Origin of the sequence: Streptomyces lydicus (assembly GCF_001729485.1) — a bacterium.
GTDB classification, from domain to species: Bacteria; Actinomycetota; Actinomycetes; order Streptomycetales; family Streptomycetaceae; genus Streptomyces; species Streptomyces lydicus_D.
On record NZ_CP017157.1, the window covers coordinates 5,926,851 to 5,951,252 of the forward strand.

General features: G+C 71.9%; 21 protein-coding genes. 9 read left to right on the top strand and 12 right to left on the bottom strand.

Annotated features, from left to right (window positions below; genetic code table 11):
• The first annotated feature begins 87 nt into the window (after positions 1–87).
• Genes SL103_RS25795 through SL103_RS25810 form a run of 4 tightly spaced genes read left to right on the top strand, consistent with a single transcriptional unit; the run spans position 88 to position 3,782 of the window.
• Entirely contained in the window at positions 88–1,197 is a 1,110-nt protein-coding gene (locus SL103_RS25795) for an aliphatic sulfonate ABC transporter substrate-binding protein (RefSeq protein WP_069571320.1), read from the top strand.
• Between the two features lie 34 nt (positions 1,198–1,231).
• On the top strand, positions 1,232–2,059 hold the full coding sequence (locus SL103_RS25800; RefSeq protein WP_069571321.1) for an ABC transporter ATP-binding protein: 828 nt from the start codon (positions 1,232–1,234) through the stop codon (positions 2,057–2,059).
• Positions 2,046–2,999: an ABC transporter permease gene (locus tag SL103_RS25805; RefSeq protein ID WP_069571322.1), complete on the top strand. Its 954-nt coding sequence runs from the start codon at positions 2,046–2,048 to the stop codon at positions 2,997–2,999. The genes SL103_RS25800 and SL103_RS25805 overlap by 14 nt, the downstream gene beginning before the upstream one ends.
• 3 nt (positions 3,000–3,002) lie before the next feature.
• On the top strand, positions 3,003–3,782 hold the full coding sequence (locus SL103_RS25810; RefSeq protein ID WP_069571323.1) for a sirohydrochlorin chelatase: 780 nt from the start codon (positions 3,003–3,005) through the stop codon (positions 3,780–3,782).
• Between the two features lie 57 nt (positions 3,783–3,839).
• On the opposite strand, the gene SL103_RS25815 is transcribed toward SL103_RS25810, so the two are convergent.
• Positions 3,840–5,510, bottom strand: coding sequence for a glycoside hydrolase family 13 protein (locus SL103_RS25815; RefSeq protein ID WP_069571324.1), 1,671 nt, complete (start codon positions 5,508–5,510; stop codon positions 3,840–3,842).
• A gap of 224 nt (positions 5,511–5,734) precedes the next feature.
• Here SL103_RS25815 and SL103_RS25820 point away from each other — a divergent pair, with 224 nt between their 5' ends.
• From SL103_RS25820 to SL103_RS25830, 3 genes are all read left to right on the top strand, one after another.
• A complete protein-coding gene (locus SL103_RS25820; protein WP_347877865.1) occupies positions 5,735–6,769 on the top strand; it encodes a LacI family DNA-binding transcriptional regulator in 1,035 nt (344 codons plus the stop codon).
• A 162-nt stretch (positions 6,770–6,931) separates the two neighbouring features.
• Positions 6,932–7,741, top strand: a complete 810-nt coding sequence (locus SL103_RS25825) for a PadR family transcriptional regulator (protein WP_244304041.1) — start codon at positions 6,932–6,934, stop codon at positions 7,739–7,741.
• 91 nt (positions 7,742–7,832) lie between these two features.
• Entirely contained in the window at positions 7,833–9,206 is a 1,374-nt protein-coding gene (locus SL103_RS25830) for an FAD-dependent oxidoreductase (RefSeq protein WP_069571326.1), read from the top strand.
• A 250-nt stretch (positions 9,207–9,456) separates the two neighbouring features.
• Here the strand turns inward: SL103_RS25830 and SL103_RS25835 are convergent, their stop codons facing one another.
• The 7 genes from SL103_RS25835 to SL103_RS25865 form a co-directional block, all read right to left on the bottom strand.
• Positions 9,457–10,548, bottom strand: coding sequence for a glycosyltransferase family 2 protein (locus SL103_RS25835; protein WP_069571327.1), 1,092 nt, complete (start codon positions 10,546–10,548; stop codon positions 9,457–9,459).
• A gap of 222 nt (positions 10,549–10,770) precedes the next feature.
• Positions 10,771–12,183, bottom strand: a complete 1,413-nt coding sequence (locus SL103_RS25840; RefSeq protein ID WP_244304042.1) for an MFS transporter — start codon at positions 12,181–12,183, stop codon at positions 10,771–10,773.
• Positions 12,180–12,809 carry a TetR/AcrR family transcriptional regulator gene (locus SL103_RS25845; protein ID WP_069571328.1) on the bottom strand — a complete coding sequence of 210 codons (630 nt, stop codon included), beginning with the start codon at positions 12,807–12,809 and terminating at the stop codon, positions 12,180–12,182. Before SL103_RS25845 ends, SL103_RS25840 begins: the two co-directional genes overlap by 4 nt.
• Before the next feature lie 120 nt (positions 12,810–12,929).
• A complete protein-coding gene (locus tag SL103_RS25850; protein WP_069571329.1) occupies positions 12,930–14,138 on the bottom strand; it encodes a S8 family peptidase in 1,209 nt (402 codons plus the stop codon).
• Between the two features lie 309 nt (positions 14,139–14,447).
• Positions 14,448–15,776, bottom strand: coding sequence for an ABC transporter substrate-binding protein (locus SL103_RS25855; protein ID WP_069571330.1), 1,329 nt, complete (start codon positions 15,774–15,776; stop codon positions 14,448–14,450).
• Positions 15,776–16,678 carry a carbohydrate ABC transporter permease gene (locus SL103_RS25860; RefSeq protein ID WP_069571331.1) on the bottom strand — a complete coding sequence of 301 codons (903 nt, stop codon included), beginning with the start codon at positions 16,676–16,678 and terminating at the stop codon, positions 15,776–15,778. Before SL103_RS25860 ends, SL103_RS25855 begins: the two co-directional genes overlap by 1 nt.
• On the bottom strand, positions 16,675–17,610 hold the full coding sequence (locus SL103_RS25865) for a carbohydrate ABC transporter permease (protein WP_069571332.1): 936 nt from the start codon (positions 17,608–17,610) through the stop codon (positions 16,675–16,677). Before SL103_RS25865 ends, SL103_RS25860 begins: the two co-directional genes overlap by 4 nt.
• Positions 17,611–17,840: 230 nt before the next feature.
• Between SL103_RS25865 and SL103_RS25870 the strand changes: the two genes are divergently transcribed.
• Positions 17,841–18,731 (top strand): aminoglycoside phosphotransferase family protein, encoded by an 891-nt coding sequence (locus tag SL103_RS25870; protein WP_069571333.1) that lies wholly within the window; start codon positions 17,841–17,843, stop codon positions 18,729–18,731.
• Positions 18,732–18,807: 76 nt separating this feature from the next.
• On the opposite strand, the gene SL103_RS25875 is transcribed toward SL103_RS25870, so the two are convergent.
• A complete protein-coding gene (locus tag SL103_RS25875) occupies positions 18,808–19,527 on the bottom strand; it encodes an exonuclease domain-containing protein (protein ID WP_069571334.1) in 720 nt (239 codons plus the stop codon).
• Positions 19,528–19,811: 284 nt separating this feature from the next.
• Here SL103_RS25875 and SL103_RS25880 point away from each other — a divergent pair, with 284 nt between their 5' ends.
• The gene (locus SL103_RS25880; protein ID WP_069571335.1) at positions 19,812–20,657 is read left to right on the top strand and encodes an SDR family NAD(P)-dependent oxidoreductase; all 846 of its coding nucleotides are present in this window, start codon (positions 19,812–19,814) and stop codon (positions 20,655–20,657) included.
• 31 nt (positions 20,658–20,688) lie between these two features.
• Here the strand turns inward: SL103_RS25880 and SL103_RS25885 are convergent, their stop codons facing one another.
• The 3 genes from SL103_RS25885 to SL103_RS25895 form a co-directional block, all read right to left on the bottom strand.
• Entirely contained in the window at positions 20,689–21,939 is a 1,251-nt protein-coding gene (locus tag SL103_RS25885; RefSeq protein ID WP_079145976.1) for an SAV2148 family HEPN domain-containing protein, read from the bottom strand.
• 100 nt (positions 21,940–22,039) lie between these two features.
• Positions 22,040–23,395 carry a copper amine oxidase gene (locus SL103_RS25890; RefSeq protein WP_079145977.1) on the bottom strand — a complete coding sequence of 452 codons (1,356 nt, stop codon included), beginning with the start codon at positions 23,393–23,395 and terminating at the stop codon, positions 22,040–22,042.
• Positions 23,396–23,440: 45 nt separating this feature from the next.
• Positions 23,441–24,238, bottom strand: coding sequence for a Tat pathway signal sequence domain protein (locus SL103_RS25895; protein WP_069574112.1), 798 nt, complete (start codon positions 24,236–24,238; stop codon positions 23,441–23,443).
• Between the last annotated feature and the right edge of the window lie 164 nt (positions 24,239–24,402).

The window sequence follows — 24,402 nt, forward strand, 5'->3', positions numbered from 1 at the left end:
CCCACGCCACCTTTCCGAAGATCGATAGCTCCGCCGGGCGCGCCGTAGAAGGGGCGCCACCCCGGCCCTCCGAGAGGAACTCCTCCCGTGTCTGCCGTTCGACACCGCCTGCTGGCGGCCGCCGTCACCGTCCCCGTGCTGATCGGCGCGCTGGGCGCCTGCGGCTACGGCTCCGAGGCCAAGAAGGACACCTCGGCCGACGTCGCCCCGAAGGGCGCCAAGATTGAAGGGCTCGACCAGGTCAGGATCGGGTTCTTCGGCAACACCACGCACGCCACCCCGCTGGTCGGCGTGCAGAACGGCCTCTTCCAGAAGGAACTGGGCGGCACCCGGCTGAAGACCTCGGTCTTCAACGCGGGCCCCGCCGAGATCGAGGCGCTCAACTCGGGTGCCCTCGACATCGGCTGGATCGGCCCCTCCCCCGCCATCAACGGCTACACCAAGTCGCACGGGAAGAGCCTGAAGATCATTTCCGGCTCGGCGTCCGGCGGCGTCTCGCTCGTCGTCAACCCCAAGAAGATCAAGAGCCTGAGCGACCTCAAGGGCAAGACGATCGCGACCCCGCAGCTGGGCAACACGCAGGACGTGGCGCTGCTGAACTTCCTGGCCGAGAAGGGCTACAAGGTCGACGCGACCACCGGCAAGGGCGACGTCACCGTCCAGCGCACCGACAACAAGGTGACGCCGACCGCCTTCAAGGAAGGTTCCATCGACGGCGCGTGGGTGCCCGAGCCCACCGCTTCCAAGCTCGTCGCCGCGGGCGGCAAGTCCCTCCTGGACGAGAAGAAGCTGTGGAAGGACGGCAAGTTCGTCATCACGAACGTGATCGTCTCGCAGCGGTTCCTCAAGGAGCACCCGAAGGCCGTCGAGGCGGTGCTGCGCGCTTCGGTGAAGACCAACGCCTGGATCCGCTCGCACCCGGACGAGGCGAAGAAGGCGCTCAACGACCAGCTCGCCGACCCGCAGATCGCCGGCAAGGCACTGCCGGCGAACGTCCTCGACCCGGCCTTCAAGAACATCGACATCACCGATGACCCGCTGGCCGCCACCCTCCAGCAGGAGGCGGACCACGCCGTCAAGGCCGGTCTGCTGAAGTCGCCCGACCTCAAGGGCATCTACGACCTCACCCCGCTGAACAAGGTGCTCAAGTCCGAGGGCAAGCAGCCGGTCGACGACGCCGGCCTCGGCAGCAAGTAGCCCGCAGCACCGCACTCCCCAGGAGGTGACACCGATGACGACCACCACGCTCACCAAGCGGCCCGCCACGGCGGACACGGACACCCCCGTGCCGTACGCGGCTCGCATCGACCATGTCTCGAAGTCGTTCGGTCGCCCCGGCGCGCAGCAGCACGTGCTGGACGACATCAGCATCGATGTGGCACCCGGCGAATTCGTCTGCCTCCTGGGGGCCTCGGGCTGCGGGAAGTCCACCCTGCTCAACCTCGTGGCCGGCCTCGACGTGCCGTCCGCCGGCGCCATCGACGCGCCCGGCGGCCGGCCGGCCCTGATGTTCCAGGAACACGCGCTGTTCCCGTGGCTGACCGCGGGCCGCAACATCGAACTGGCGCTGCGGCTGCGCGGGGTGCCGCGTGCCGAGCGCCGCGACGAGGCCGAGCGGCTGCTCGAACTCGTCCGGCTCAAGGGCGCGTACGGCAAGCGGGTGCACGAGCTGTCGGGTGGCATGCGGCAGCGCGTCGCGATGGCCCGCGCGCTCGCCCAGGACAGCCAACTGCTGCTGATGGACGAGCCGTTCGCCGCGCTGGACGCGATCACCCGCGATGTGCTGCACGACGAGCTGACCCGCATCTGGCGCACCGCGAACGACAGTGGCTCCGGCACCGGCGGCCTCTCGGTCCTCTTCGTCACCCACAACGTGCGGGAGGCCGTCCGGCTCGCCGAGCGGGTCATCCTGCTGTCCTCCCGCCCGGGCCGCGTCGCCCGCGAGTGGCAGGTGGACATCCCGCAGCCGCGCCGCATCGAGGACGCCGCGGTCGCCGACCTTTCCATCGAGATCACCGAACAGCTCCGTGGGGAGATCCGCCGTCATGGCCAGCACTGAGACCGAGGCCGGATCCGCCGCGCGGACCGGCGACGACCCAGCCACCGCCGGCACCACCACGGCCACCGACGAGGCCGGCGCCGCCTCCGACCTCGCCGGTCTGGAGGCGGGGCTCGACGCCCTGGAGTCCACGGTCGTCGCCCGCCAGCCGTGGCTGCGCACCGCCGTCGCGAAGGCGTTCCCGCCCGTCGTCGCCGTCCTGATCGTGCTGGCGCTGTGGCAGCTCGCCTACCACTTCTCGCTCAAGCCGCACTACCTGCTGCCGAGCCCGGTGGAGGTCGCCCGTTCGCTTCAGCAGAAGTGGCTGGAGGGCACGCTGCTGGGCTTCGTGTGGACCAGCGTCTCGCGCGGCGCGCTGGGCTTCGTCGCCTCGGTCGGCCTCGGTACCGTCCTCGGCCTCGTCGTGGCCCGCGTGCGGGCCGTACGGGCCGCGATCGGCCCGATCCTGAGCGGTCTGCAGTCGCTCCCCTCGGTGGCCTGGGTCCCCGCGGCGATCATCTGGTTCGGGCTGAGCGACGCCACCATCTACGCGGTGGTGCTGCTGGGCGCCGTGCCGTCCATCGCCAACGGCCTGGTGGCGGGCGTCGACCAGATCTCCCCGCTGTACCTGCGGGCCGGCCGCACCATCGGTGCGACGGGGCTGGCCGGCGTGCGGCACGTCCTGCTGCCGGCCGCGCTGCCGGGCTACATCGCCGGTCTCAAGCAGGGCTGGGCCTTCTCCTGGCGCTCCCTGATGGCCGCCGAACTCATCGTCAACGCACCGGATCTGGGCACCGGCCTGGGACAGCTGCTGGAACAGGGCCGTGAGCTCCAGGACATGTCCTGGGTGCTCTCCGCGATCCTGCTCATCCTGATCGTCGGCATCGGCATCGAGCTGCTGGTCTTCGCGCCGATCGAGCGGCGGGTGCTGCGCAGCCGCGGCCTCCTCGTCAAGAGCTGAACCATGAACCCACGCCCCCCGCACCCCACGCTCCTCGTGATCGCCCACGGCAGCCGCGACCCGCGGCACGCGGCGACCGTGTCCGCGCTCTGCGCGCGGGTACGGGCGCTGCGGCCGGGGCTGCGCGTCGAGGTCGGCTATCTCGACTTCAACGCGCCCCGGGTTCCCCGGGTGCTGGAGCGCCTGGCGGCGGAGGGGACGAGGGAGGTGGTGGCGCTGCCACTGCTCCTCACCCGGGCCTTCCACGCGAAGTCCGACATCCCGGCGGTGCTGCGGGAGGCCGCCGCGCGGCTCCCCCTGCTGACCGTCCGGCAGGCCGAGGTGCTGGGACCCTCCGCCCTCCTGACCGGCGCCCTGGAGCGCCGGCTGGCGGAGGCCGGGCTGCGGCCCGGCGACCGCCGCTCGACCGGGGTCGTACTGGCCTCGGCGGGCTCCTCCGACCCGGAGGCGATCGCAGTGATCGCTGAAATCGCGCGGGAGTGGCGGCGCACCACTGGTTGGTGTGCCGTGCGACCTGCGTTCGCCTCCGCATCCCTTCCCGGCACGGCCGACGCCGTGCGGGAGCTGCGCGCCGAGGGCGTGCAGCGGGTGGCCGTCGCGCCGTACGTCATCGCGCCCGGCTTCCTGCCCGACCGCATCGCGGCCGGCGCCCGCGAGGCCCGCGCCGACCTCCTCGCCCCGGTCCTGGGCGCCGCGCCCGAACTGGCCCGGCTGCTGCTGCGGCGCTACGAGCAGTGCGTACCGGCCGGCGCCCGTGGTGAGACGCCGGCGCTGACCGCCTGAGGTCCGGCGCCCCGTGCCGGGTCCCGCCGGCCGCTGCGGTCCGGCGGGACCGGCCGCTCAGCCGGCCCGGGTGCGCAGCCAGGCCGTCGTCCACGGTGGCAGCTGCGCAGCGGAGACGGGGGCGGAGGACACCAGCAGCTCACCGGGCGGCAGCGGCCGTGGCTCGTCCGACAGGTTCGTCACGCAGCTCCAGCCGCCGGTGCGGCGGAAGTGCAGCACTCCGTCGGCCGCCGTCCGGGAGTCGCCGACCCACTCCAGCGCCTCGTCCGCCACCAGCCGGCGGCGCAGCCGCAGCGCCGTGCGGTACAGCTCCAACGGCGTGCCGGGCACGCCCTGTTGGGCCGACACGGACAGCTCGCCCCAGCCCGGCGGCTGCGGCAGCCAGGACCCGCCGCTGCCGAAGCCGTACGAGCTGCCGCCGCGCTGCCACGGCAGGGGCACCCGGCAGCCGTCGCGTCCCTTCAGCCGGCCGCCGCTGCGCGTCCACACCGGGTCCCTCAGGTCCTCCCGGGCCAGGTCGGCGACCTCGGGCAGGCCCAGTTCCTCGCCCTGGTACAGGTAGCCGGAGCCGGGCAGCGCCAGCATCAGCAGCGTCGCGGCCAGCGCCCGGCGTAGTCCGAACTGCCGGTCCAGCGGCGGCTTCTCCCCGTCGGCGAGCAGCCACGCCTCCTCGTCGCAGCCGTCCGGGAGGCCGTGCCGGGAGGCGTGCCGGATCACGTCGTGGTTGGAGAGCACCCAGGTCGCGGTCGCCCCGGCCGCCCGGGCGTCGGCGAGCGCGGTGTCGATGGCGGACCGCAGCTCCTCGGCGTGCAGCGACGCCTTGAGGAAGTCGAAGTTGAACGCCTGCCCCAGCTCCTGCGGCGTGGCGTAGGCGGCGCGGCGGGAGTTGCGCACCCATGCCTCGGCGACGGCGATCCGCGGCGGGTCGTACTCGTCGAAGACCCGGCGCCAGTCGCGGAAGATGTCATGGACCTCGTCCCGGTCCCAGAACGGGTGGCTGCCGTCCTCGGGCAGGTCCTCCGGCTGGTAGCTCTCGACGGTGCCGAGGTCGCGCAGCGGCGCCGCCAGGTCCTTGGCGAGGCCGTGCGCCACATCGACCCGGAACCCGTCCACGCCCCGGTCGGCCCAGAAGCGCAGGGTCGTACGGAAATCCTCGCGGACCTCGGGGTTGTCCCAGTTGAAATCGGGCTGCTGCGGGGCGAAGAGGTGGAGGTACCACCAGCCGTCGGGCAGCCGGGTCCAGGCCGGGCCGCCGAAGCAGGAGACCCAGTCGGTGGGCGGCTGCTCGCCGTGCTCGCCCCTGCCCGCGCGGAAGACGTAGCGCTCCCTGGCGGCGGATCCGGGGGCGGCCCGCAGCGCTTCCCGGAACCAGACGTGCCGGTCGGAGGAGTGGTTGGGGACGATGTCCACCATCACCTTGAGGCCGAGGCGGTGCGCCTCGGCGACCAGGGCGTCGAAGTCGTCGAGGGTGCCGAGCCGGGGATCGACGGCGCGGTAGTCCGCCACGTCGTAGCCGCCGTCGGCCAGTTCGGAGGGGTAGAAGGGGCTGAGCCAGACGGCGTCCACACCGAGTCCGGCGAGGTGGCCGAGCCGGGAGGTCACACCGGGGAGGTCACCGATGCCGTCGCCGTCGGAATCGGCGAAGCTGCGCGGATACACCTGGTAGACGACGGCCTGCCGCCACCAGTCGGTGGCGCCGTGCCCTGCGCCGAGGCGCTGTGCGGTCACGTGACTGCCTTTCGGTCGGGTGCGAAGGGCGTCGCCCGGTGTCCTCCGGTGTCGTCCTCGACCGCCCCGGAGGCCAGGTGCTCCGCACGTTCGTGACGTTCTTCATGACAGCGCTTGCAGGCTAGAAGTGGGCTCTCGCTCGGGTCAACGGTCGGCACCCCACGGGTTTCGGAGCCAACCTCCCTGCCAGCGCTGTCATCGCGCCTCTGTGCTAGCGTCCCGCCATGCCCTCAGCTCGGAGCGAGGCCACGATGGCCGATGTGGCCCGGCGGGCAGGGGTTTCGGTGTCCACCGTCTCGCGCACCCTGCGCGGACTGTCGACGGTCTCGGCCCCGACCCGCGCCCGGGTGGAAGCGGCGGCCCGCGAGCTCTCCTTCGCGATCACCCGCAGCGCATCGAGCCTCGTCACCGGCCGCACCGGCCGCGTCGCCGTACTGCTCCCGGACCTGGAGTCGTGGTTCCTGGGCGCCGCGCTCTCCGGCATGGCGCCCGCCCTGCGCGACGCCGGCCTGGAACTGCTCGTGTACAGCGTCACCGACGTCCGCGAACGTGCCGACTTCTTCGACCGGTTGCCGGCCCGCCGCAACGCCGACGCCCTCCTCGTCGTGAGCTTCGCGCTCTCCCCCGCCGAACGTGCCCGCCTGGACGACCTGGGCATGCCGCTCGTCTTCGTCAGCCAGCACGCCCCGGGCCGCCCCAGCGTCTACGTGGACGACGAGGACGCCGCCCTGCGCGGCACCCGCCACCTCCTCAACCTCGGCCACCGGCGGATCGCCTTCCTCCAGACGGCCGACGGGACCGGCTTCACCTGGAGCAGCAAGAGCCGCCTCGCGGGCCATCTGCGGGCCCTGACCGAGGCGGGCATCGAGCCCGACGACGCACTCGTCCTCAGCGTGCCGGACTGGAAGGGCAACGGAATGGCCGCGGCGGTCGGACGCCTGCTGTCCCTGCAGGACCCGCCCACCGCCCTCTTCACCGAGACCGACGACCTGGCCTTCCGCCTGCTCGCAGCGCTACGGGACGCCAACATCCCGGTCCCCGGGCGGGTTTCGGTCATGGGCTTCGACGACCACGTCATGGCCGGCGTCATGGGCCTGACGACGCTGGCCCAGCCCGCCGTGGAAATCGGCCGCGCCGCGGTGCACCTCGCCCGCTCGGTGATCGACAACTCCGACGGCACCCACCCCCGCCACATCGTCCTCCCCACCGAACTCGTCCCCCGCGGCACCACGGCACCACCACCGCCGGCGGGGCTCTAGACCCTCCCGGCTACGCCCCACCGCCCCGCGGCCGCACCGGAGTTCACCGCCGCGCTGCAACCGACAGCGACGGGCCCGGTCGCGTGATCATCCTGGCCTGCACCGAGCAGACGAGCGTCTCGATCCAGCCAACACCCTCTCCACCCCTACGACCGACACGTTGTGGTGGAAATCAGCCCGGACACTCCGCTGGCCGCAAAGAACATCGGCGTACGCCTCCTCCAGGACGCGCCGCACGACTTCCTCGGCAACCGCATCCCCACCGCGCACCCGAACCCGGGGGCGTACCAGGCGGCCGACCGCTCCCGAACGGCAGCGGGCTACCTTAGTTGCCCCCAAATTAGTAACCTGGCAACTATGATCTACAAGCGCTCAACGTTGGCTCTGGCGGTGCTCTCCCTGCTGGCCGAGGTGGACCACCAGCAGGAGCCCGGCATGCACCCCTACCGGATGCAGCGGTTGATGAAGGACCGCGGCAAGGGCGAAGTGGTCAACGTGGGACAGCGGGCCAGCCTCTACCGCACCATCGAGCGGCTGCACCGCAAGGCCCTGATCGAGGTGCGGGAGAGCAGCCGCGAGCACAACCGCCCCGAGCGGACGCTCTACGCCCTCACCGACGAGGGCCGTGCCGTGTGGCGGGGCTGGATGCTCGACGCGCTGGCGGCACCGACCCGCGAGTACCCGGAGTTCCTGGCCGCCATGGCGTTCGTCCCGCTCCTCGAACCGGGCGAGGTGGCCGAGCAACTGGAGAAGCGCCGGGCGAACCTCGCCACCGAACTGGCCCGCCTCGACGCGCAGATCGCGGCGTCCGGGGAGTGGGGCAGGTTGTTCACCCTGGAGATGGAGTGCATGCGGGCCACGACCGCCGCGGAGCTGGACTGGGTCGCATCCGTCATCGCGGACCTGCGCTCCGGTCGCATCACCTGGACCAAGGAGTGGCTGGCCGCCATGGCGGCCGCGCACGCCCGCTGAGCCGCCCACGCGCCCGGGCGGACCACGTCCCGGGCAGCGCCCGGGACCACGGCGCCGACGCGCCTTCCACATGAGGAAATGGGAGACCGAAATGCCCGGTTTACCTTTGCATGTCATCATCATCGGCGCCGGCACGGGCGGGCTCTGCCTCGCCCAGGGCCTCAAGCGAGCGGGCGTCGGCGTCGCGGTGTACGAGCGCGACCGCACCCGCCGCGACGGTCTGCAGGGCTACCGGGTCGGCATCGACGCCGACGGCAAGCGGGCACTGCGGGCCAACCTGTCGCCCGAGCTGTACCGCACCTTTCTCACCACCTGCGCCCAACGGCCCCTCTACGGCAACCAGATGACGCACGAGAAGAAGTTCCTCTTCTCGGCCGGGCCGGAGGTGCTGAAGCCCGAGGACCAGCCGTCGGAGGACGACGCCGACGAGTCGGTGAGCCGTATGACGCTGCGGCAGGTGCTGCTGACCGGGGTGGAGGACATCGTCCACTTCGACAAGCACTTCACCCACTACGAGCAGCACGACGACGGCCGGGTCACCGCGTTCTTCTCGGACGGCGGCTCGGCGACCGGCGACCTCCTCGTGGGCGCCGAGGGGGCCAACTCCCCCGTCCGCCGGCAGTACCTGCCGCACGCCAAGCTGGTCGACACCGGGCTGATCGGCATCACCGGCAAGACGCCGCTCACCGACGAGACCAGGGCCCTACTACCCAAGGAGGTGACGGAGGGCGTCACCATGGTGCACGGCCCCAAGGGGTTCATGTGCATCCTGCACGTGATGCGCTTCAAGTGGGACGAGGACGGCAAGCCGAAGCAGGGCATCGGCAGCACCGACGCGGAGGCACTGCGCGCCTGGCCGGGGATGCTGTACGACAACAGCCGTGACTACATCATGTGGGGGCTCGCGGCCTCGGAGCAGTGGCTACCGAAGGACGTCACGCGGATGCGCGGCGCCCGCATCCAGCAGCTCGTACAGGAGAAGACCGCGTCATGGCACCCCGACTTCCGGCGGATCTTCTCCCTGGGCGACCCGAACAGCAGCTTCCCCCTGGTGATCCGGACGTCCGAGCCGATCAACCCGTGGACGCCGAGCAATGTCACGCTCATCGGCGACGCCATCCACACCATGACGCCGGGCCGCGGGGTGGGCGCCAACACCGCGCTGCGCGACGCCCGACTGCTCACCCGCAAGCTGGTCGCCGCGCATGCCGGGGAACTCCCCCTCCTCGACGCGGTGGGCCAGTACGAGACCACCATGACCTCCTACGCCTGGGACGCCGTCATCACGTCGCGGGCCCAGATGGACGGGCACTCCGTCATGCACAAGGGTGACCTGATCGGCACCCTGGCCCGGACCGGCATGCGCACCGCGATGCGCACGATGAACCATCTGCCCCCGGTCAAGCGCAAGATCGTGCTCGCGGAGAGCTCGTTCCGCGGCGCCGGCCGCGAGGACGAGGACTGATCCACCGCGCTGTTGAACGCCTGGCGATGGAGACCGAACTACTTCAGATATTCGACTCCGCCTACTCCGATCAATTGGAAGCGGCACGCAAACGCCTGATTGCGGACCTCGGCGATTTCGGACAGCCGGCACCCTGATGGCCAACGGTCGGCCTGCCGACGGACTGTTGGCAGGCCGGCCCCGCCGGCGGTCCACCCGGCGAGGCATGACAGCTGTCGGTGCGTCCACGTCGGGCCCGCGCTTGTCGGCGTTATCCCGTCCCGGCCAGCGCTGTTCGGGTGGTGGGGGTGTCGGCGCGGCCCTTCTCGTAGACGGTCAGACCTCGGGCCAGATGAAGGGGTACCAGCAGCAGTTCCACGATGAGGGCCTTCCAGGCGTAGACGAGGTTGACGGCCTTGGTGGCGTAGACGCAGGGGATGTTCAACAGGACTTGGGCGAAGGAGAGTTTGCGGCGGTGGGCGGCGTAGAGGAGAGGTGGGGTCGTGAGCAGGAGTTCGGCGCCTGTCCACCAGAGGAAGGTGAGCCAGGGTGGCTGGTCGGTGGTGGCGGCGGCCACGAAGGGGGTCGCCCACCAGAGGGGCGCGGTGAGGATCTCCATGAGGGCGAGCAGGACCCAGAGCGCGAGCAGGGGTTTGCGGAGGATCAGGCGGCCCAGGTGGAGCCGGACGTTCTGACAGAAGCCGGCCATCCAGCGCCAGACCTGTTTGCGGAGGTAGGTGAGGTCTTCCGGGTCGGCGGCCAGGGCCACCGCGTCGGGGACGTAGACCGCGCGTCTGCCGGCGATCTGCTGGGACCAGGTGTAATCCATGTCCTCGACGATGGTGCGTTCGGGGAAGCCGCCGAAGGCCATCAGGTCGTCGCGGCGGAAGACGGAGCAGCAACCCGAGCAGACCATGGGGCTGTTGGCGCGTGCCTGAATGGGGCGGTGCCAGTGAAAGCCGAAGAGGTACTCGGTGGAGCGGCCGCGTTCCCAGAGGGTGCGGGTGTGGCGGGTGCGGACCGTGCCTGCCGCGACCGAGACGGCCGGGTCGCGGAAGACCGGAACGACGGTCTCGATGTAGTCGGGCGCGAGGACCGTGTCGGCGTCGACGGCCAGCACGAGGTCGGTGGTGCAGTGCGGAAGGGCGTAGTTCTGGGCTCTGGCCTTGCTGCCGAGGTTGCGGGGTGGGCGCAGTACGGTCACGCCGTGTGAGGCCGCCACCTCGCCCGTGCGGTCCGTGGAGGCGTCGTCCACGACGAGGACGCGGTCAGGCGGCACCGTCTGCCGGGCGAGAGCTTCCAGCGTGGCCGGCAGGCCCTCCTCCTCGTTGTGAGCAGGCACGATGACGGTGATGGTGTGCATGTCGAGTTCCCCCTGTGGTGCGGATCGTGCTGACGACGACGGCGATCAGTCCGATCAGGCCGTAGACGATGGTGCTGATGCCGATGAACGGCAGTCCTCCGTGCATGTCACCGACGGTAGGGGGAACGGCTCCCGGATGGTTTCGGAGGCTGCCTCCTGTGGATAAGTCGCTTGGCGGGGGGCGTGCGTTGCCTCCTCTGCGCGCATGCGGGGGGGGAGCTGCTAGCGCGTCGTGGTGGGTGTGGCGGGTGTGGCGGATGGCGTGCGGGAGCGGGTGGGGAGGGTGGTGGCGCACAGGGCGCCGAGGGCGGCTGAGGCGGCGAGGGGAAGGAGGGCGGACCGCAGGGTCGGGGTGTAGGTGAGCAGCATGGTCGCGGTGGCGACGCCCAGGACGGGGCCGACGTTCATGGCGGTCTGCTGGAGTCCGCCGGCGACACCGGCGTTGTCCACGGGGGCGTGGCGCACGATGACCGCGGTGGCGGTGACCATCACCGTGCCGAACCCGGCGCCCAGGAGGAGGAAGCCGGTGCCGGCCTCCAACGGGCTCGACTTGGCGTCGAGTTGGGAGAGGATGAGGGTCCCCAGGGTCAGGAGGATCATGGCGACCGTGGTCGTGCGGCGGGGGCCGTACCGGCGTTGCAGTACGGCAGAGGTGGGGGCGCTCAGCACCATCAGCAGGGGCAGCGGCAGGACTTGGAGGCCGCACCGGAACGGGTCCAGGTGCCGGACGTTCTGCAGGTAGTAGCTGCTGACGAAGAGCGTGCCGAACAGGGCGGCGGAGGCGGCCAGGAGTATGGCCAGGGATGCGGCGACCGCCTTGGAGGCGGCCACGCGTGGGGGCACCAGAGGGCTCGCGGTGCGGCGTTCGTGGCGGACGAACACCGCGAAGGCGACCACGGCGGTGAGCACGGCCACCGTGGTGGTGGTCGCCCAGCCGTGCGTGGGCAGCGTGACCAGGGTGTGCACGAGGCACACCAGGGTGATGCCGAGCAGGCCGGCGCCCGGAAGGTCGAGGCCGGTCGGCGGGCGGCCCAGGGGCGTCGGCAGCGGTGCCGGCGGTACGCGCACGGCGAGCGCCAGGACGCCGATCAGCAGGGCGGGGGGAACGTTGAGGAAGAAGACCGCGCGCCAGCCCAGTTGGGTGACCAGTGCGCCGCCGAGAAGCGGGCCTGCCGCGGCCGCGAGACCGATGGCGCTGGTACGCAGCGCGAGCGGCATGCCGAGGCGGTCGGGCGGGTAGGCCGCGCGCAGCATCCCGAGGGTGGCCGGCTGCAGCAGCGCGCCGAAGACGCCTTGGGCTATGCGCAGGGCGATGACCCAGCCGACACCGGGGGCCAGGCCGATCCCCGCCGAGGCGGCGCCGAAGCCGAGGATTCCGAGGGCGAACATGCGCTGGTGCCCGTAGCGGTCACCGAGGCGGCCGGCGAAGACGAGCAGGCTGGCCACGGCGATGAGGTAGCCGGTACTGGTCCACTGGACCTGCGCGAACGTGGCGTGCAGGGTGCGCTGCAGCGTGGGCTGGGCGACGGTCAGCACGGTGCCGTCCAGGGCGACGATCACGGCGCCGGTGATGCTGCCGATGAGGACGAGCCGCTGGTGGCGCCGTGGGGTCACCTGCTCTCCGGTCAGGGTCACCGGCCCTCCGGTCCCAGGTGCGCGTCCAGGGTGGCGCGCAGCAGCGGTTCGACGTCGTCGGCTCCGGTGGCGAGCTGGAGGCTGCCCCATTCCCAGAGCTGGGCGATGCCGTGCAGGTTCGCCCACAGCGTGCCCGCGATCACCGGGGGCGGCGCCTCGGTTCGCGGCTCCACTTGGCGGACGAGGTCCACGAGCACGGTGAAGAGCGGCAGGCTGGTCTCCCGCAGGCCGAGCTGATTGCTCTCCAGCAGGTCGTGACGGAACATCAGCTCGTACATTCCGCGGTTGGTCCGCGCGAAGTCCAGGTAGAGCCGCGCCAGGGTCATGAGCCCGGCGCGGGGATCCGGCCGGCCGGCGTCGAGCACCGCGGTGACCCGGGCGGCCAGGTCGGCGAAGCCCTGGCGGGCGATGGCGGAGAGCAGCGACAGGTGGGTCGGGAAGTAGCGGCGCGGCGCGCCGTGCGAGACCCCGGCGCGGCGGGCGATCTCGCGCAGGGACAGCGCCTGCACGCCTTCCCTGCCGACCAGTTCGACGCCGGCCTGGACCAACCGGGCGCGCAGGCCGGTGTCCTGGGGTGGTTCCGCCGGCTCGCGGTGCTGCGCGGCTTCTTCCGCGTGTGCGTTCATAGACACTGTCTACCAGGTCACCGTAGACAGTGTCTACGCGAGTCGGCGCACAAAGAGGCCGGCCGCCGCGCCCCGTGGGGGCGAGCGCGACGGCCGGCGTACAGCTGAGGGGTCAGGTGGTTACTCGACGACCTTCAGCAGCTTGTTGGGAGTGCCCTCACTCGGGTTGGTGATCTTGTCGGCGGTGGCACCGGCGGTCAGCGCCTTCTCCACGTCAGCCGGCTTGGCGTCCTTGTGGCCGGCCAGGTAGACCGCGGCGGCACCCACGACGTGCGGGGTGGCCATGGACGTACCGGAGATGGTCTTGGTGGCGTCGTCGCCGGTGTTCCAGTCCGAGGTGATGTCGGAGCCGGGGGCGTACAGGTCCACCACGCTGCCGTAGTTGGAGAAGTCGGACTGCTCGTCCTTGTTGGTGCTGGAGGCCACGGTGATGGCCTCCTTGACGCGCGCCGGGGAGCCCTGGCCCGCGTCGGTGGACTCGTTGCCTGCCGCGACACCGAAGGTGACACCGGAGTCGATGGCCTTCTTCACGGCGGCGTCGAGCGCCTCGTCGGCGCCGCCACCGAGCGACATGTTGGCGACCGACGGGCCCTTGTGGTTCTTGGTGACCCAGTCGATGCCGGCCACGACCTGCTCGGTGGTACCCGAGCCCTGGCCGTCCAGGACCTTGACGGCCACGATCTTGGCCTTCTTGGCGACGCCGTGCGCCTCACCGGCGATGGTGCCGGAGACGTGCGTGCCGTGGCCGTTGTCGTCCTCGGCCTTGTTGCTGCCGTCGACGGCGTTGAAGCCGTACGACGCGCGACCGCCGAAGTCCTTGTGGCTGATGTGCACGCCGGTGTCGATGACGTACGCAGTGACGCCCTCACCCGCGCTGTCGGGGTAGTTGTACTTCTTGTCGCCCTGCGTGTCCGCCTGGTCGATGCGATCCAGGCCCCACGACGGCGGGTTGTCCTGGGTGGCGTCGATGTGGAACTTCTTGTTCTGCACGACCTTGTCGACCGCCGGGTCGGCGGCGAGGCGCTTGGCCTCCTCGGTGCTCAGACCGGACGCCGAGAAGCCGTCGATGGCGGAGGAGTACTTCCGCTTCACCTTGCCGCCGTACTTGGCGGCCAGGTCGCCGCTCTCGGCGGTACGGACCGACTTCTTCAGCATGACGATGTAGCTGCCGTTCACGGCGCCCTTGACCTCGGCGCCGAAGATCTTGCCCTCGGCCGGGGCGGGTGAGGCACCCGCGGTGACGGCCGTGACGGTGGCGATACCAGTCGCGGCCACCGCGGCGGCTATCGCCGTGACGAGCCGCTTCTTGCTGGAACGCTTGTGAGCCATTGCGAGGGTTCTCCTCGTTTTGTGGTGTGGGGGGAAAGCGTTGCGCCAACAGCCCCTGAACGCAGGAAGATCTGCGTCGGGCTGGCTCGAAACCCTGTCTGATTGATGAGTTCAATTCAAGGGCGGCCCGGCCGTGTGAGATAAGCAACAAGGCTGCAAATTGCGCGAAGTTGCTACAGAACCGGTCAAAAAAACCGGGGGGTTGAACCTCAGGGGCTCAACTCCGTTTACATACGGGCAACAGAGGGTTACAAGCGGTTCCGGAGTGGCGGCCCCGGGTCCGTTCACCGTCCGAAGCCCGGCGCGGGCTCAGCGCTGGTAGCGCGCCAGCACCAGATTGCCGTCCCGGACCACCCGCTTGCGCAAGGCGGCCAGACCGATGGCCCCGCTGTAGTACTCCTGCAGACCGGGGGTCGCGATCTTGTCCTTCCACTCCGGGTAGCCCCGCACGGACTGGGCCGGAGCCGAGCGCAGCGACCCGGCGAGCGCCGTGCCCGTCGCCCAGTCGTGCTTCGCCACCCGCAGCGCGGGGTCCCGCAGCGCCTCCTGACCCGTCGGCAGCAGCCAGTCCCCCAGGGCGAGCCGGACCATGTTCGGCGGCCGGAGGAGGAAGTCGATGAAGGCCATCGCTTCCTCCTTGTGCGGGCAGTCCTCGGCGATCGAGAGGGTCTGCGGGCTCACTCCCTGCGCTGTCGAGGTGCCCCGGGGCGCGGGCAGCACCGTCCAGTCGAACCCCTCGGGCGCCTGCTGGACGATCTGCTGACGGTACGAGAACCCCAGCGGCACCATCGCGTAGCGTCCGGCGAAGAAGCCCGGGAGCGTGTCGGCACCGCCCATGCCGAGAGTCGTGCGCGAGGCGCTGCGGTCGACGTTCACCTGGTCGTGGATGGTGCGCGGCACCACCTGGTCGACGGCGTCGAAGCGGACCTCCACCTTGCCGTCCGGGCGGCGGTGGAAGAGCCGGCCGCCGGTGGACAGTGCGAGGTTGAGGGTGGCCGAGACCGGCTCCTTGAGCGGCCAGGCGACGCCGTAGTCGGAGCCACGCGTCAGGCGCCTGGCGGCCTCCGCGAACTCCTCCCAGGTCCAGGGGCGTTCGGGGGTGGGGAGGCGGACGCCGGAGCGCCGCAGTTTGGCGCGGTTGGCGATCAGCACCCGTGGTTCCTGGAGGAACGGGACGCCGTACACGCGACCGTTGAAGGTGGCGGTCTCCCAGCTGTGCCGCGGGATGTCCTGCCGCAGGCGCGCCGGCAGCAGGGCGGTGAGGTCGGCGAGATCGCCGCCGTAGGCGAAGTCCGCGAGGTCGTCGGAGGCGTCGTGGATGATGTCGGGTGCCTCGCCGCCCTCGAAGGACGTCAGCAGCTGGTCGTGGACGGTGGCCCAGGCCCCCTGTACGTAGCGCACCTGGATGTCGGGGTGGTGGGCGTTCCACTCGGCGACCAGCTGTTCGTTCGCCTTGAGGGAGTCCCGCTGCCAGGCCAGCGACTGGAAACGCAGGGTGATCCGGCCGCCGGACGAGCGGCGCCGGCGCTCCCCGGAGCAGCCCGGCAGCAGGGCCGCGGCGGGCAGCGCGGCGGCGGCCGCGAGCAGTCCCCGACGGTTCCAACGCCCCGGTGCCGTCGCTTCGTTCCCGTCCCGCATCAGCTCTTCACCGCCCCGGCGAGCATCCCGCCGGTGATGCGCCGCTGGATGACGGCGAAGACCAGCAGGCTGGGGAGGGTGGCGAGCAGCGCGGCGGCAGCGAGCGGGCCCAGGTCGGCGACGCCCTCCGTTCCGATGAAGTGGGTCAGCACGACCGGCAGCGTCTGTTTCTCCGGCGATTTCAGCAGGACCAGGGCGAAGAAGAACTCGTTCCAGGCGGTGACGAAGGCGAACAGCGCGGTGGCGGCGATGCCCGGCGCGAGCAGCGGCGCGGTGACCGAGACGAGCGTACGGACCCGTCCGGCACCGTCCACGGCCGCGGCCTCCTCCAACTCCGGTGGCACCGCCCGGACATAGCCGGTCAGCATCCACAGCGCGAACGGCAGCGACCAGACGACGTAGACCATGATCAGGCCGGTCCGGGAGTCCACCAGGTGCAGCCCCTTGAGGATCAGGAACAGCGGGATGATCACCAGCACCAGCGGGAACGCCTGGCTGACCACCACCCAGCCGGTGGCCGCCCGCGATAGCCGGCCGCGGTAGCGGGCCAGGATGTACGCCATGGGCGTGGCCAGCGCGATCGCGACCAGCGCGGACGCCGCCGCGGCCAGCAGGCTGTTGCCGGCGGCGGCCAGCAGCGGCTGCTGCTCGAAGGCCAGCCGGAAGTTCTCCAGGGTCGGCGCCTCCGGTATCCAGGTGGGGTGCAGACTGCCCAGCTCGCGCGGCGGCTTGAAGGCGGTGGAGACCAGCCAGAGGAAGGGGAAGGCGAGGAAGAGGAGGTAGGCCAGCAGCGCGGTGTACTGGCCGGTGCGGGTGGCGGCGCGTCGCGCGCCGCCGGGGCGCCCCGTCCGGCGCCCGGCCTCCGCACGCCTCCCGCCGGCCGGCCTCTCGGTGCCGCTCACCGTTCGTCGTCCCCCTTCAGCCGGCCGACCAGATAGAGGGCCAGCAGGACGGAGATCACCGCGACCATCGCCAGCCCCATCGCCGCGGCGTACCCGAACTGGCCGTAACGGAAAGCCTCTTCGTATGCGAAGAGCATCGGCAGCCTGGTCCGCCCGCCGGGGCCGCCGTCGGTCAGCACGAAGACCAGGGCGAAGGAGTTGAAATTCCAGATGAAGTTGAGCGCGGTGACGGCGAGCGCGACGGGCCGGAGGGCGGGCCAGGTGACCGCGCGGAAGCGGCGCCAGGCGCCCGCGCCGTCCATGGCGGCGGCCTCGTGCAGTTCGCCGGGGACGTTCTGGAGCCCGGCGAGCAGGGTGACGGTGGTCTGCGGCATACCGGCCCAGACCCCGACCAGGATGACCGCGGGCAGGGCGGTGGCCAGCCCGCTCAGCCAGTCCCGCCCGTCGGCGCCGGACAGACCGAGGTCGCGCAGTGTCTCGTTCAGGACGCCGGCGTCCGGGTGGTAGACCAGCCGCCACATGATGCCGACCACCACCTCCGGCATCGCCCACGGGATGATCGCCAGCGCGCGGGCCAGCCAGCGCAGCCGCAGATCCAGATTGAGCAGCAGGGCCAGGCCGAGCGCCAGGAAGAACTGCGGGACGGTGACACCGAAGGCCCAGACCAGGCCGATCCGGAAGGAGTCCCAGAAGAGGGTGTCCCGGAACAGGTCGGAGAAGTTCAGCAGCCCCACGAACCCGGTGGCCTGGGTCCGGCCCGACTGGGCGTCGGTGAACGCCAGCCCGATGCCGTACAGCAGCGGCCCCAGGCTCAGCACCAGGATCGGGAGCAGCGCGGGCAGCACCAGGAACCACGCGCCGTGGTCGCGCCGGGGCCCGGCGGCGCGGGCGACGGCCGGAGCCGAGCGCCGCGGAGCGGACGTCAGGGTCACGACAGCGCCTCCTCGCCTGGTACCGGTGCCGTCGGCCCTGCTGCCATCGCACTCCCCCCGTCCCCCGTGTCGGCTCCCCGTCAGCCGCCGTCATCGTCGTGACGGCGGCCACAACAGTCAAGGTCCCGGGCGGTTTCCCCGGAGGATCGCCACATCAGGCAGGTCCCGGTGGGCGGCCGGACGGGGCCCTGGGACACTGGTCGCGAGCACGCACCGCAGGAGGCATCACCATGACCGAACCGAGCCCCGTCGCCTTCACGGAGGCGCGCGCCCGGGACGTGCTGGCCGCGGCCGGGCGGCCGGACGCGGCAGCCGACGCCCGGCTGCTCTCGCTCGGCGAGAACGCCGTCTTCGCCCTCGGCGACGGCGGCCCGGTCGTACGGGTGGGCCGCAGCGCCGAACTCCTGGAGCGCGCCGAGCGCGAACTCCGCGTGGCCCGCTGGCTGGCGGCCGAGGGCGTGCCGGCCGTTCGGGCCGCGGAGCCCGGCGCGACGCTGGTCGACGGGCATCCCGTGACCTACTGGGAGCGGCTGCCGGAGGCCGTCCGGCCCGCCGGGCCGCACGATCTCGCCGCGCTGCTGAAGCTGGTGCACACCCTGCCGGAGCCGCCGTTCGCCCTTCCCCGGCGCGAGCTGCTCGGTGGCGTGGAGCGCTGGCTGCGGCTGGCGGGCGACGCCGTCCCGTCCTCGGACGCGGAGTATCTGCGCGGCCGGCGGGACGCCTTCGCCTCGGCCGCCACGGCCCTGGAGCCGCATCTGCCCCGCGGTCCGATCCACGGCGACGCGCTGACCCGCAACGTGCATGTCGGGCCCGACGGGCCGGTGCTGGTGGACCTGGAGACCTTCTCCTCCGATCTGCGTGAGCACGACCTGGTCGTGATGGCGCTGAGCCGGGACCGCTACGGCCTGGCCCCGGACGCCTACGACGCCTTCGTGTCGGTCTACGGATGGGACGTACGGGACTGGGAGGGCTGCGCCGTGCTGCGCGGGTCCCGGGAGACGGCGAGCTGCGCCTGGGTGTCGCAGCACGCGCCCGGCAACCCGGCGGCGCGAGACGAATTCCGGCGCCGGATCGCCTCCCTGCGGGAGAAGGACGCGACGGTGCGGTGGTACCCCTTCTGACGCCGTGCGCCCGAGCCGGTACGGGTGGCCGGCACGGCCGGCCGGTGCCGGTGACCGGCGCCCGTGCGGGTGACGGTCAGGATCCGGCCTGGTACGGAATCAGCGGCCAGGCCGGCTCGACTCTCGCCTCCGGGTCCCCGGAGCGCCGCAAATACGCCTGGAACGAAGCGGCTTGTTCGGCGGCCGCCTGCTCCTGCAGGGCGTGCAGGGCGCGGGGGGAGGGAATCGCGACCGCGGGGTACGCGGCCCCGATCCGCCGGGCGACACCGGCCGCGGCCGCCGCGTCGGCGCCCGCCTCATGGGCGCCCTCCAGCCGTACGCCGTAGTGTCCGCACAGCGCCTGGAGTGCGCGCTTGCCCTTGCGGTAGCGGTCCACGTGCTTGTCGAGCACGAGCGGATCGATGACCGGCGCCGGCTCCCGCCCCAGCCGCTCGCTCAGGGTCCGCACGCCGTGCCGCCGGCACTCACGGTCCAGGAGCGAGAGGTCGTACCGGGCGTTCATCACCACCAGCGGTATGTCCGCGCGCAGTGCCTCGGCCAGCGCCTCGGTGATCTCGTCTATCGCCGTCGCGGGCGGTCGGCCGTGCTCCTGGACATATGCGGTCGAAATGCCGTGAATCGCCGCAGCTTCCTCGGGTATCGGCACCCCTGGGTCCAGCAGCCAGGTCTGCTGCCCGGCCGCCCGGCCGTCCCCCTCCAGCCGGATCACGGCGGCGGTGACGATGCGGTCCTGCTCGACGTCGGTGCCCGTGGTCTCCAGGTCGAAACTGACCAGCAGCTCCTGATGCCAGCTCATGCCGATACCTCGCTTCGCCCGGCCTCGCACCCGCCGGCCCGGCACCCTGCAACGACGATCCCCCGGCTTCCGGCCGGGGGGACTTGCCTGCCGCGCTCGCTCATACGGCCTCCTTCGGTGGTACTTCCCCCGTCGATCGCCACTCTCCCACGCACCACTGACAACGGGCCGGGCGCCCGTCGCGGCCCGGCGACCGGCGGCACCCGGGTGCTCCGGGGAGTGTCTTTCCGACCGTGCCCCGTGTGCCCGGCCCGATCCGGACGACACCCCCTAGGCTGACCGCCATGGACCTACGGCTGGCAGGACACGGCGCGCTGGTGACGGGCAGCAGCTCGGGTATCGGCACGACCATCGCCGAGACGCTGGCGGACGAGGGGTGCGACGTCCTCGTCCACGGCCGCGACGCCGGGGCCGCCGCGGCGGTCGCCGAACGCGTCGCCGCCCGCGGCGTACGGGCCGAAGTGGTGCTCGGCGATTTGACGGAACCCGGCGTCGCCGAGCAGGTCGCCCTCACCGCACGGGACTTCGGCGCCCACATCCTCGTCAACAACGCCGGCCCGTTCGCCGAGCACGACTGGGACAGCGCCCAGCCGTCCGACTGGCGGGCCGCCTTCGAGGGGAACGTGCTGCCCACGGTGCGGGTCAGCCAGACGCTCCTGCCGTCGCTGCGCGCGAACGGCTGGGGCCGGGTGATCACCATCGGCAGCCGCGCCGTGCGGACCCCGCTGCCCAACATGGTGGCCTACTCCGCGGCCAAGGCCGCCGTGGTGAACATGACCACGAGCCTGGCCCGGCACCTCGCCGGCACCGGCGTCACCGCGAACTGCGTGAGCCCGGGGGTGATCGTCAGCCCGTCGATGTTCCGGATACTCCAGGGCCAGACGGACGAACAGGGGCAGGCGGACGAACAGGGCCGGGCGGACGGAGCGAACGGCGGCGGCGACACCACAGGTCACCGGGACGGCCCGGACGAGGCGGACATCGTCGCCGAGTACGCGCCCAACCCGACCGGCCGGCTGGGGCGCCCGGAGGACATCGCCTCCGCCGTCGCCTACCTGGCGAGCCCGCGCGCCGATTACGTCAACGGGATCGAACTGCGCGTCGACGGAGGGATCACGGGGACGCCGTAGGACGCCCGGGACGCCGGAGCAGCGCCCGTACTCAGGAAACCGGCCGCGAGTCCGCCCAGATGCCTTCGAACTCCTCGCGGTAGGTCTCGAACAGCCCGTGGTCGCCGTCGCGGCCGTCCCGGCCGTCCTGGCGGACGACCTCGCGGGCGCCGCCGCGCAGGACGAGGACCGGGGACTCCATCCCGCGGCTCTTGCGGAGGTAGGACTGGACGACGGCTATGCCGTCGGGGCCGTCGCCGTCGACGAGGTAGGCGGTGAAGCGCGGGGTCTCGTCGAAGACCTGGATCTCGAAGGCGCCGGGATCGCGCAGCCGGGCCCGCACCCGCCGCATGTGCAGGATGTTCATCTCGATGGAGCGGCTCATCTCGCCCTTCTTCAGGCCGATTTCGCGCTCCCGGCGGCGGACCGCGCTGCTGGCGGGGTTGAGGAAGAGCAGCCGGACCCGGCAGCCGGATTCGGCGAGCCGGACCAGCCGGCGGCCGGAGTAGTTCTGCACGAGGAGGTTGAGGCCGATGCCCACGGCGTCGAGGCGGCGGGCACTGCCGAAGAGGTCCTCGGCGGGGAGCTGGCGCTGCAGCCGTACCCGGTCGGGGTGGACCCCGATGACGTCGGCGTAGCGGTCGCCGACCAGGTCCTCCACCGCGTCGATGGGCAGCCGCCCGGAGATCCGGGTGCCGATGCCGGAGCCGAGGATGTCCAGGAGGCGGGCGGAGGCGCGCTCGGCCTGGGCGAGGACGGTCTCGGACAGCGCGCGGTTGCGGGAGACGATGTTGCGGGCGACCTCCAGCTCGTCGAGGGCCAGCTCGACCTCGCGGCGGTCGTCGAAGTACGGCTCGAAGCACGGCCAGTGCTGGACCATCAGTTCGCGGAGTTGCGGCAGTGTCAGAAAGCTGACGATGTTGTCGTCGGCGGGATCGAGCAGGTACCCCTTGCGCCGGCTGACCTCGCGTACCGCGACGGCGCGCTGCACCCACTCCTGGCCGGCGGGGCCGGCCGCGGCGATCACCCATTCGTCGCCGTGCACCGGCTCGTAGATCGGCCGCAGGACGGCCGAGACCACGGCACGCAGCCGCTGCTCGACGAGATTCAGCCAGATGTAGGCACGACCGGCCCGACGGGCACGGGTACGCACCTCGCTCCAGGCGTCGGCGCCCCAGTCCAGCTCCGCCCCGATCTCCAGCGGTCGTGCCAGGGACACCGCGCCGGGCGGTGCGTCGACGGAGCCGCCCTCATGGCCCTCATGACTCTCGTCACCAGGGGGCAACTCCAGCCCGCCGCTCACCTGCCACCGCCTTCCGAACCCCCGTGCCAACGATCAAGGCAGACTACTGCGGTGCGGGAGGCGGTGCAGCCGGATGGGTCGAGTCGTCTACCAACTCCCCTTATTCATAGTGCCCGTTGTGACCGGCCAGCGCGGGCGGAGTGAGCGGATTCATAGCCGTGACGTCACGCGGCACCAGCTGGAAGCCCTGCCAGTGAACGGGCATCGGCTCCTGGTCCTCGTCCCTGGCGATGTGGTGGAAGCCGATGTTGACCCACGCGATGGGGTGTTTGAGGGGCTGGCCGTTGACCCAACTGTCCACGCTTCTCCCGGTGCCCGCACCGCAGTTGGCCAGGTTGTTACTGGCGAACTGTTCACACTTGTTGTACTCCGTGACATACACATCGTGCTTGGTGTACCCGCGGCCGCTGTACTTGCTGGTGTGCCCCGGAACGATCTCGTACGAGCGCGGATGACCGTCCCTGTTCTTGCCGGCCGCGCTCACCACCCGCCACCAGCGCAGCGGCCCGGCGTCACCGGCCAGTTCCTTGGTGACCGGGGTGCGGGTGGTGCGGATGGTCGGGGTCTGACCGCCGGGGCGGGTGGTGAGGGTGGAGTCGAACTGCTCGAACTTGTTGGCGGGCGAGCCGTCCAGGCCGAAGTTCAGCCGCCAGAAGACATTGTGGCTGTGGCTGGTCGCGTAGTCCTTGGCCCCCTTGCCGAGCGGCATGCCGCGGCCGTCGCCGGCGTCGTAGTCGTTGGGCGAGACGGTCCCGGTGGCGCCGACCTGGAAGGTCATGGTGCCGTCGCCGGAGAACCGCCATTCGGTGATGTATTCGTACCAGCCCACCTTGTTGACGGTGTAGAGCAGCAGGTCCTTGCCCTGGAGCTGGTAGGTCTTGGTGTCGCTGCCGGGGTACGTGCCCATCCGGTAGGCGTGGCCGCGGGCGCGGGTGGTCGCGCACAGGCCGCTGACGTCGGGGTGCGCGGGGTCCCAGGCGCCGGGCACCCGGACGGTCTTGATGGTGCCGCCGGGGCATTCGGCGGGGTCGAGCCGCTGGAGGCCCTGGGCGAAGCCCTGGCCGGTGAGGTCGTCGTACTCGGTCCTGCCGTCGTCGTAGGGAACGTGGATCTGGGCGAGCTTGGCGGTGGTGAGCACCTTGATGGGCGCGCGCTCGCCCCTGGGCTGGTACGAGACGTCGTCCAGGACGAGGCCGGCGTTGCCCTCGTAGTGCCAGCACATCCGCCATACGGTGCCGCCGTCGAGCGTCTGGGTGACGCGGTAGGCGGGGCTGCAGGCGGGCGCCGGGGCGGGCGCGGCGGTGGTTTCCGGGGCGGCCTGTGCGGCCGGGCCGGTGGCCAGGGCGCCGGCGGCGAGCAACAGCGGGGCGGTGAGGAGGAGCGCGGCGCGGCGGTACGGGCGGCGGGCGGACGTTCCCCGGCGGGGCAGGGCGCCGGTGGTGCGTGGTGCGGACATCGGGGCGGCTCCCGGTCGAAGGAGGGGTGGTGGGGCGGGCGCGCGTCAGCCCAGTCGGGAGACGGTGCGCGCGCTGAGGTCGATGACGAAGCGGCGGGTGTCGATCCAGCGGCCACCGGTGACCTGGGTGAAGAGGCGGACGCAGCGGTGCTGCCCGCAGGCCGCGAGGGCGCCCGGCGCGGCGCCTTCCGCGCGGCCCCGGTAGACGAAGCCGGTGACGGTGAGCGGTGCGGGCCCGGTGAGGTCGCGGCCGGTGGCGTCCCGGTAGTCCTGCCGCAGTCCGGCGCCGAGCGGCGCGGCGATCAGCAGCCGGGCGGCCTCGACGGCCTCGTCGTGTCCGGGCGGCGGCTGGACGCCGTGCTGGACGTCCGTGGCTTCCACCTTCGAGGTGGTGAGGTTGACCGTCGTACGGACGTAGCCGTCGCCGCGGTAGTCGTAGAAGGAGACGACGGCCCGGCGCGGCGGGTCCGCGGCCCCGGCCTCCGACGGGTCGGGTTCGGCCAGATCGGTGGTGAGCGGCTCGGGCCCCGGTCGGCCGGTGACGTCCCGCACGGCGGCGCGCGGGGTGCGCGGCAGCGCCAGGTCCCGGGCGCGGCGCAGCTCGTCGTCGGTGAGCGGGTCCCGCCCCACACCCCGGGCGCCCTGGGCGTGGGCGTTCTCGACGACGCCGGGCGGCGGCTGCCCGGGGTCGCGGCCCGCCGCGGAGGCGCCGGCCGCGGCGGGCCGGCCGTCCGCGGTACCGGCGGCGCCGGCGCCCGCGGGCAAGGTGATCGCGGCCATCGCGGCGGTGCCGGTCAGGGCCAGTGCGGCGCCCGCCACGAGCTTGCCGAGGTGGCGGTGCATCAGTCGGTGCACGGTTCCCCCCTGCTGTCACTGAGCGTGACACGCATTCCTGGATCCCCCGTGGGTCCCCCAATGGGACGACCTGTAGGACGATCCGACATCGCGACAGGTTGCCCACCATTCAGCGGAGATCTCGCGAAAAGCCCGCTGTGTGCGACAAGTTG

Bases quoted from the DNA above. Each gene is read 5' to 3' on its own strand.
- SL103_RS25890 (WP_079145977.1), bottom strand. From the start codon at position 23,395: ATGTCCGCACCACGCACCACCGGCGCCCTGCCCCGCCGGGGAACGTCC.
- SL103_RS25810 (WP_069571323.1), top strand. From the start codon at position 3,003: ATGAACCCACGCCCCCCGCACCCCACGCTCCTCGTGATCGCCCACGGC.
- SL103_RS25805 (WP_069571322.1), top strand. From the start codon at position 2,046: ATGGCCAGCACTGAGACCGAGGCCGGATCCGCCGCGCGGACCGGCGAC.
- SL103_RS25875 (WP_069571334.1), bottom strand. From the start codon at position 19,527: ATGAGCTGGCATCAGGAGCTGCTGGTCAGTTTCGACCTGGAGACCACG.
- SL103_RS25820 (WP_347877865.1), top strand. From the start codon at position 5,735: ATGCCCTCAGCTCGGAGCGAGGCCACGATGGCCGATGTGGCCCGGCGG.
- SL103_RS25855 (WP_069571330.1), bottom strand. From the start codon at position 15,776: ATGCGGGACGGGAACGAAGCGACGGCACCGGGGCGTTGGAACCGTCGG.
- SL103_RS25895 (WP_069574112.1), bottom strand. From the start codon at position 24,238: ATGCACCGCCACCTCGGCAAGCTCGTGGCGGGCGCCGCACTGGCCCTG.
- SL103_RS25800 (WP_069571321.1), top strand. From the start codon at position 1,232: ATGACGACCACCACGCTCACCAAGCGGCCCGCCACGGCGGACACGGAC.
- SL103_RS25845 (WP_069571328.1), bottom strand. From the start codon at position 12,809: ATGAACGCACACGCGGAAGAAGCCGCGCAGCACCGCGAGCCGGCGGAA.
- SL103_RS25880 (WP_069571335.1), top strand. From the start codon at position 19,812: ATGGACCTACGGCTGGCAGGACACGGCGCGCTGGTGACGGGCAGCAGC.
- SL103_RS25830 (WP_069571326.1), top strand. From the start codon at position 7,833: ATGCCCGGTTTACCTTTGCATGTCATCATCATCGGCGCCGGCACGGGC.
- SL103_RS25835 (WP_069571327.1), bottom strand. From the start codon at position 10,548: ATGCACACCATCACCGTCATCGTGCCTGCTCACAACGAGGAGGAGGGC.
- SL103_RS25870 (WP_069571333.1), top strand. From the start codon at position 17,841: ATGACCGAACCGAGCCCCGTCGCCTTCACGGAGGCGCGCGCCCGGGAC.
- SL103_RS25850 (WP_069571329.1), bottom strand. From the start codon at position 14,138: ATGGCTCACAAGCGTTCCAGCAAGAAGCGGCTCGTCACGGCGATAGCC.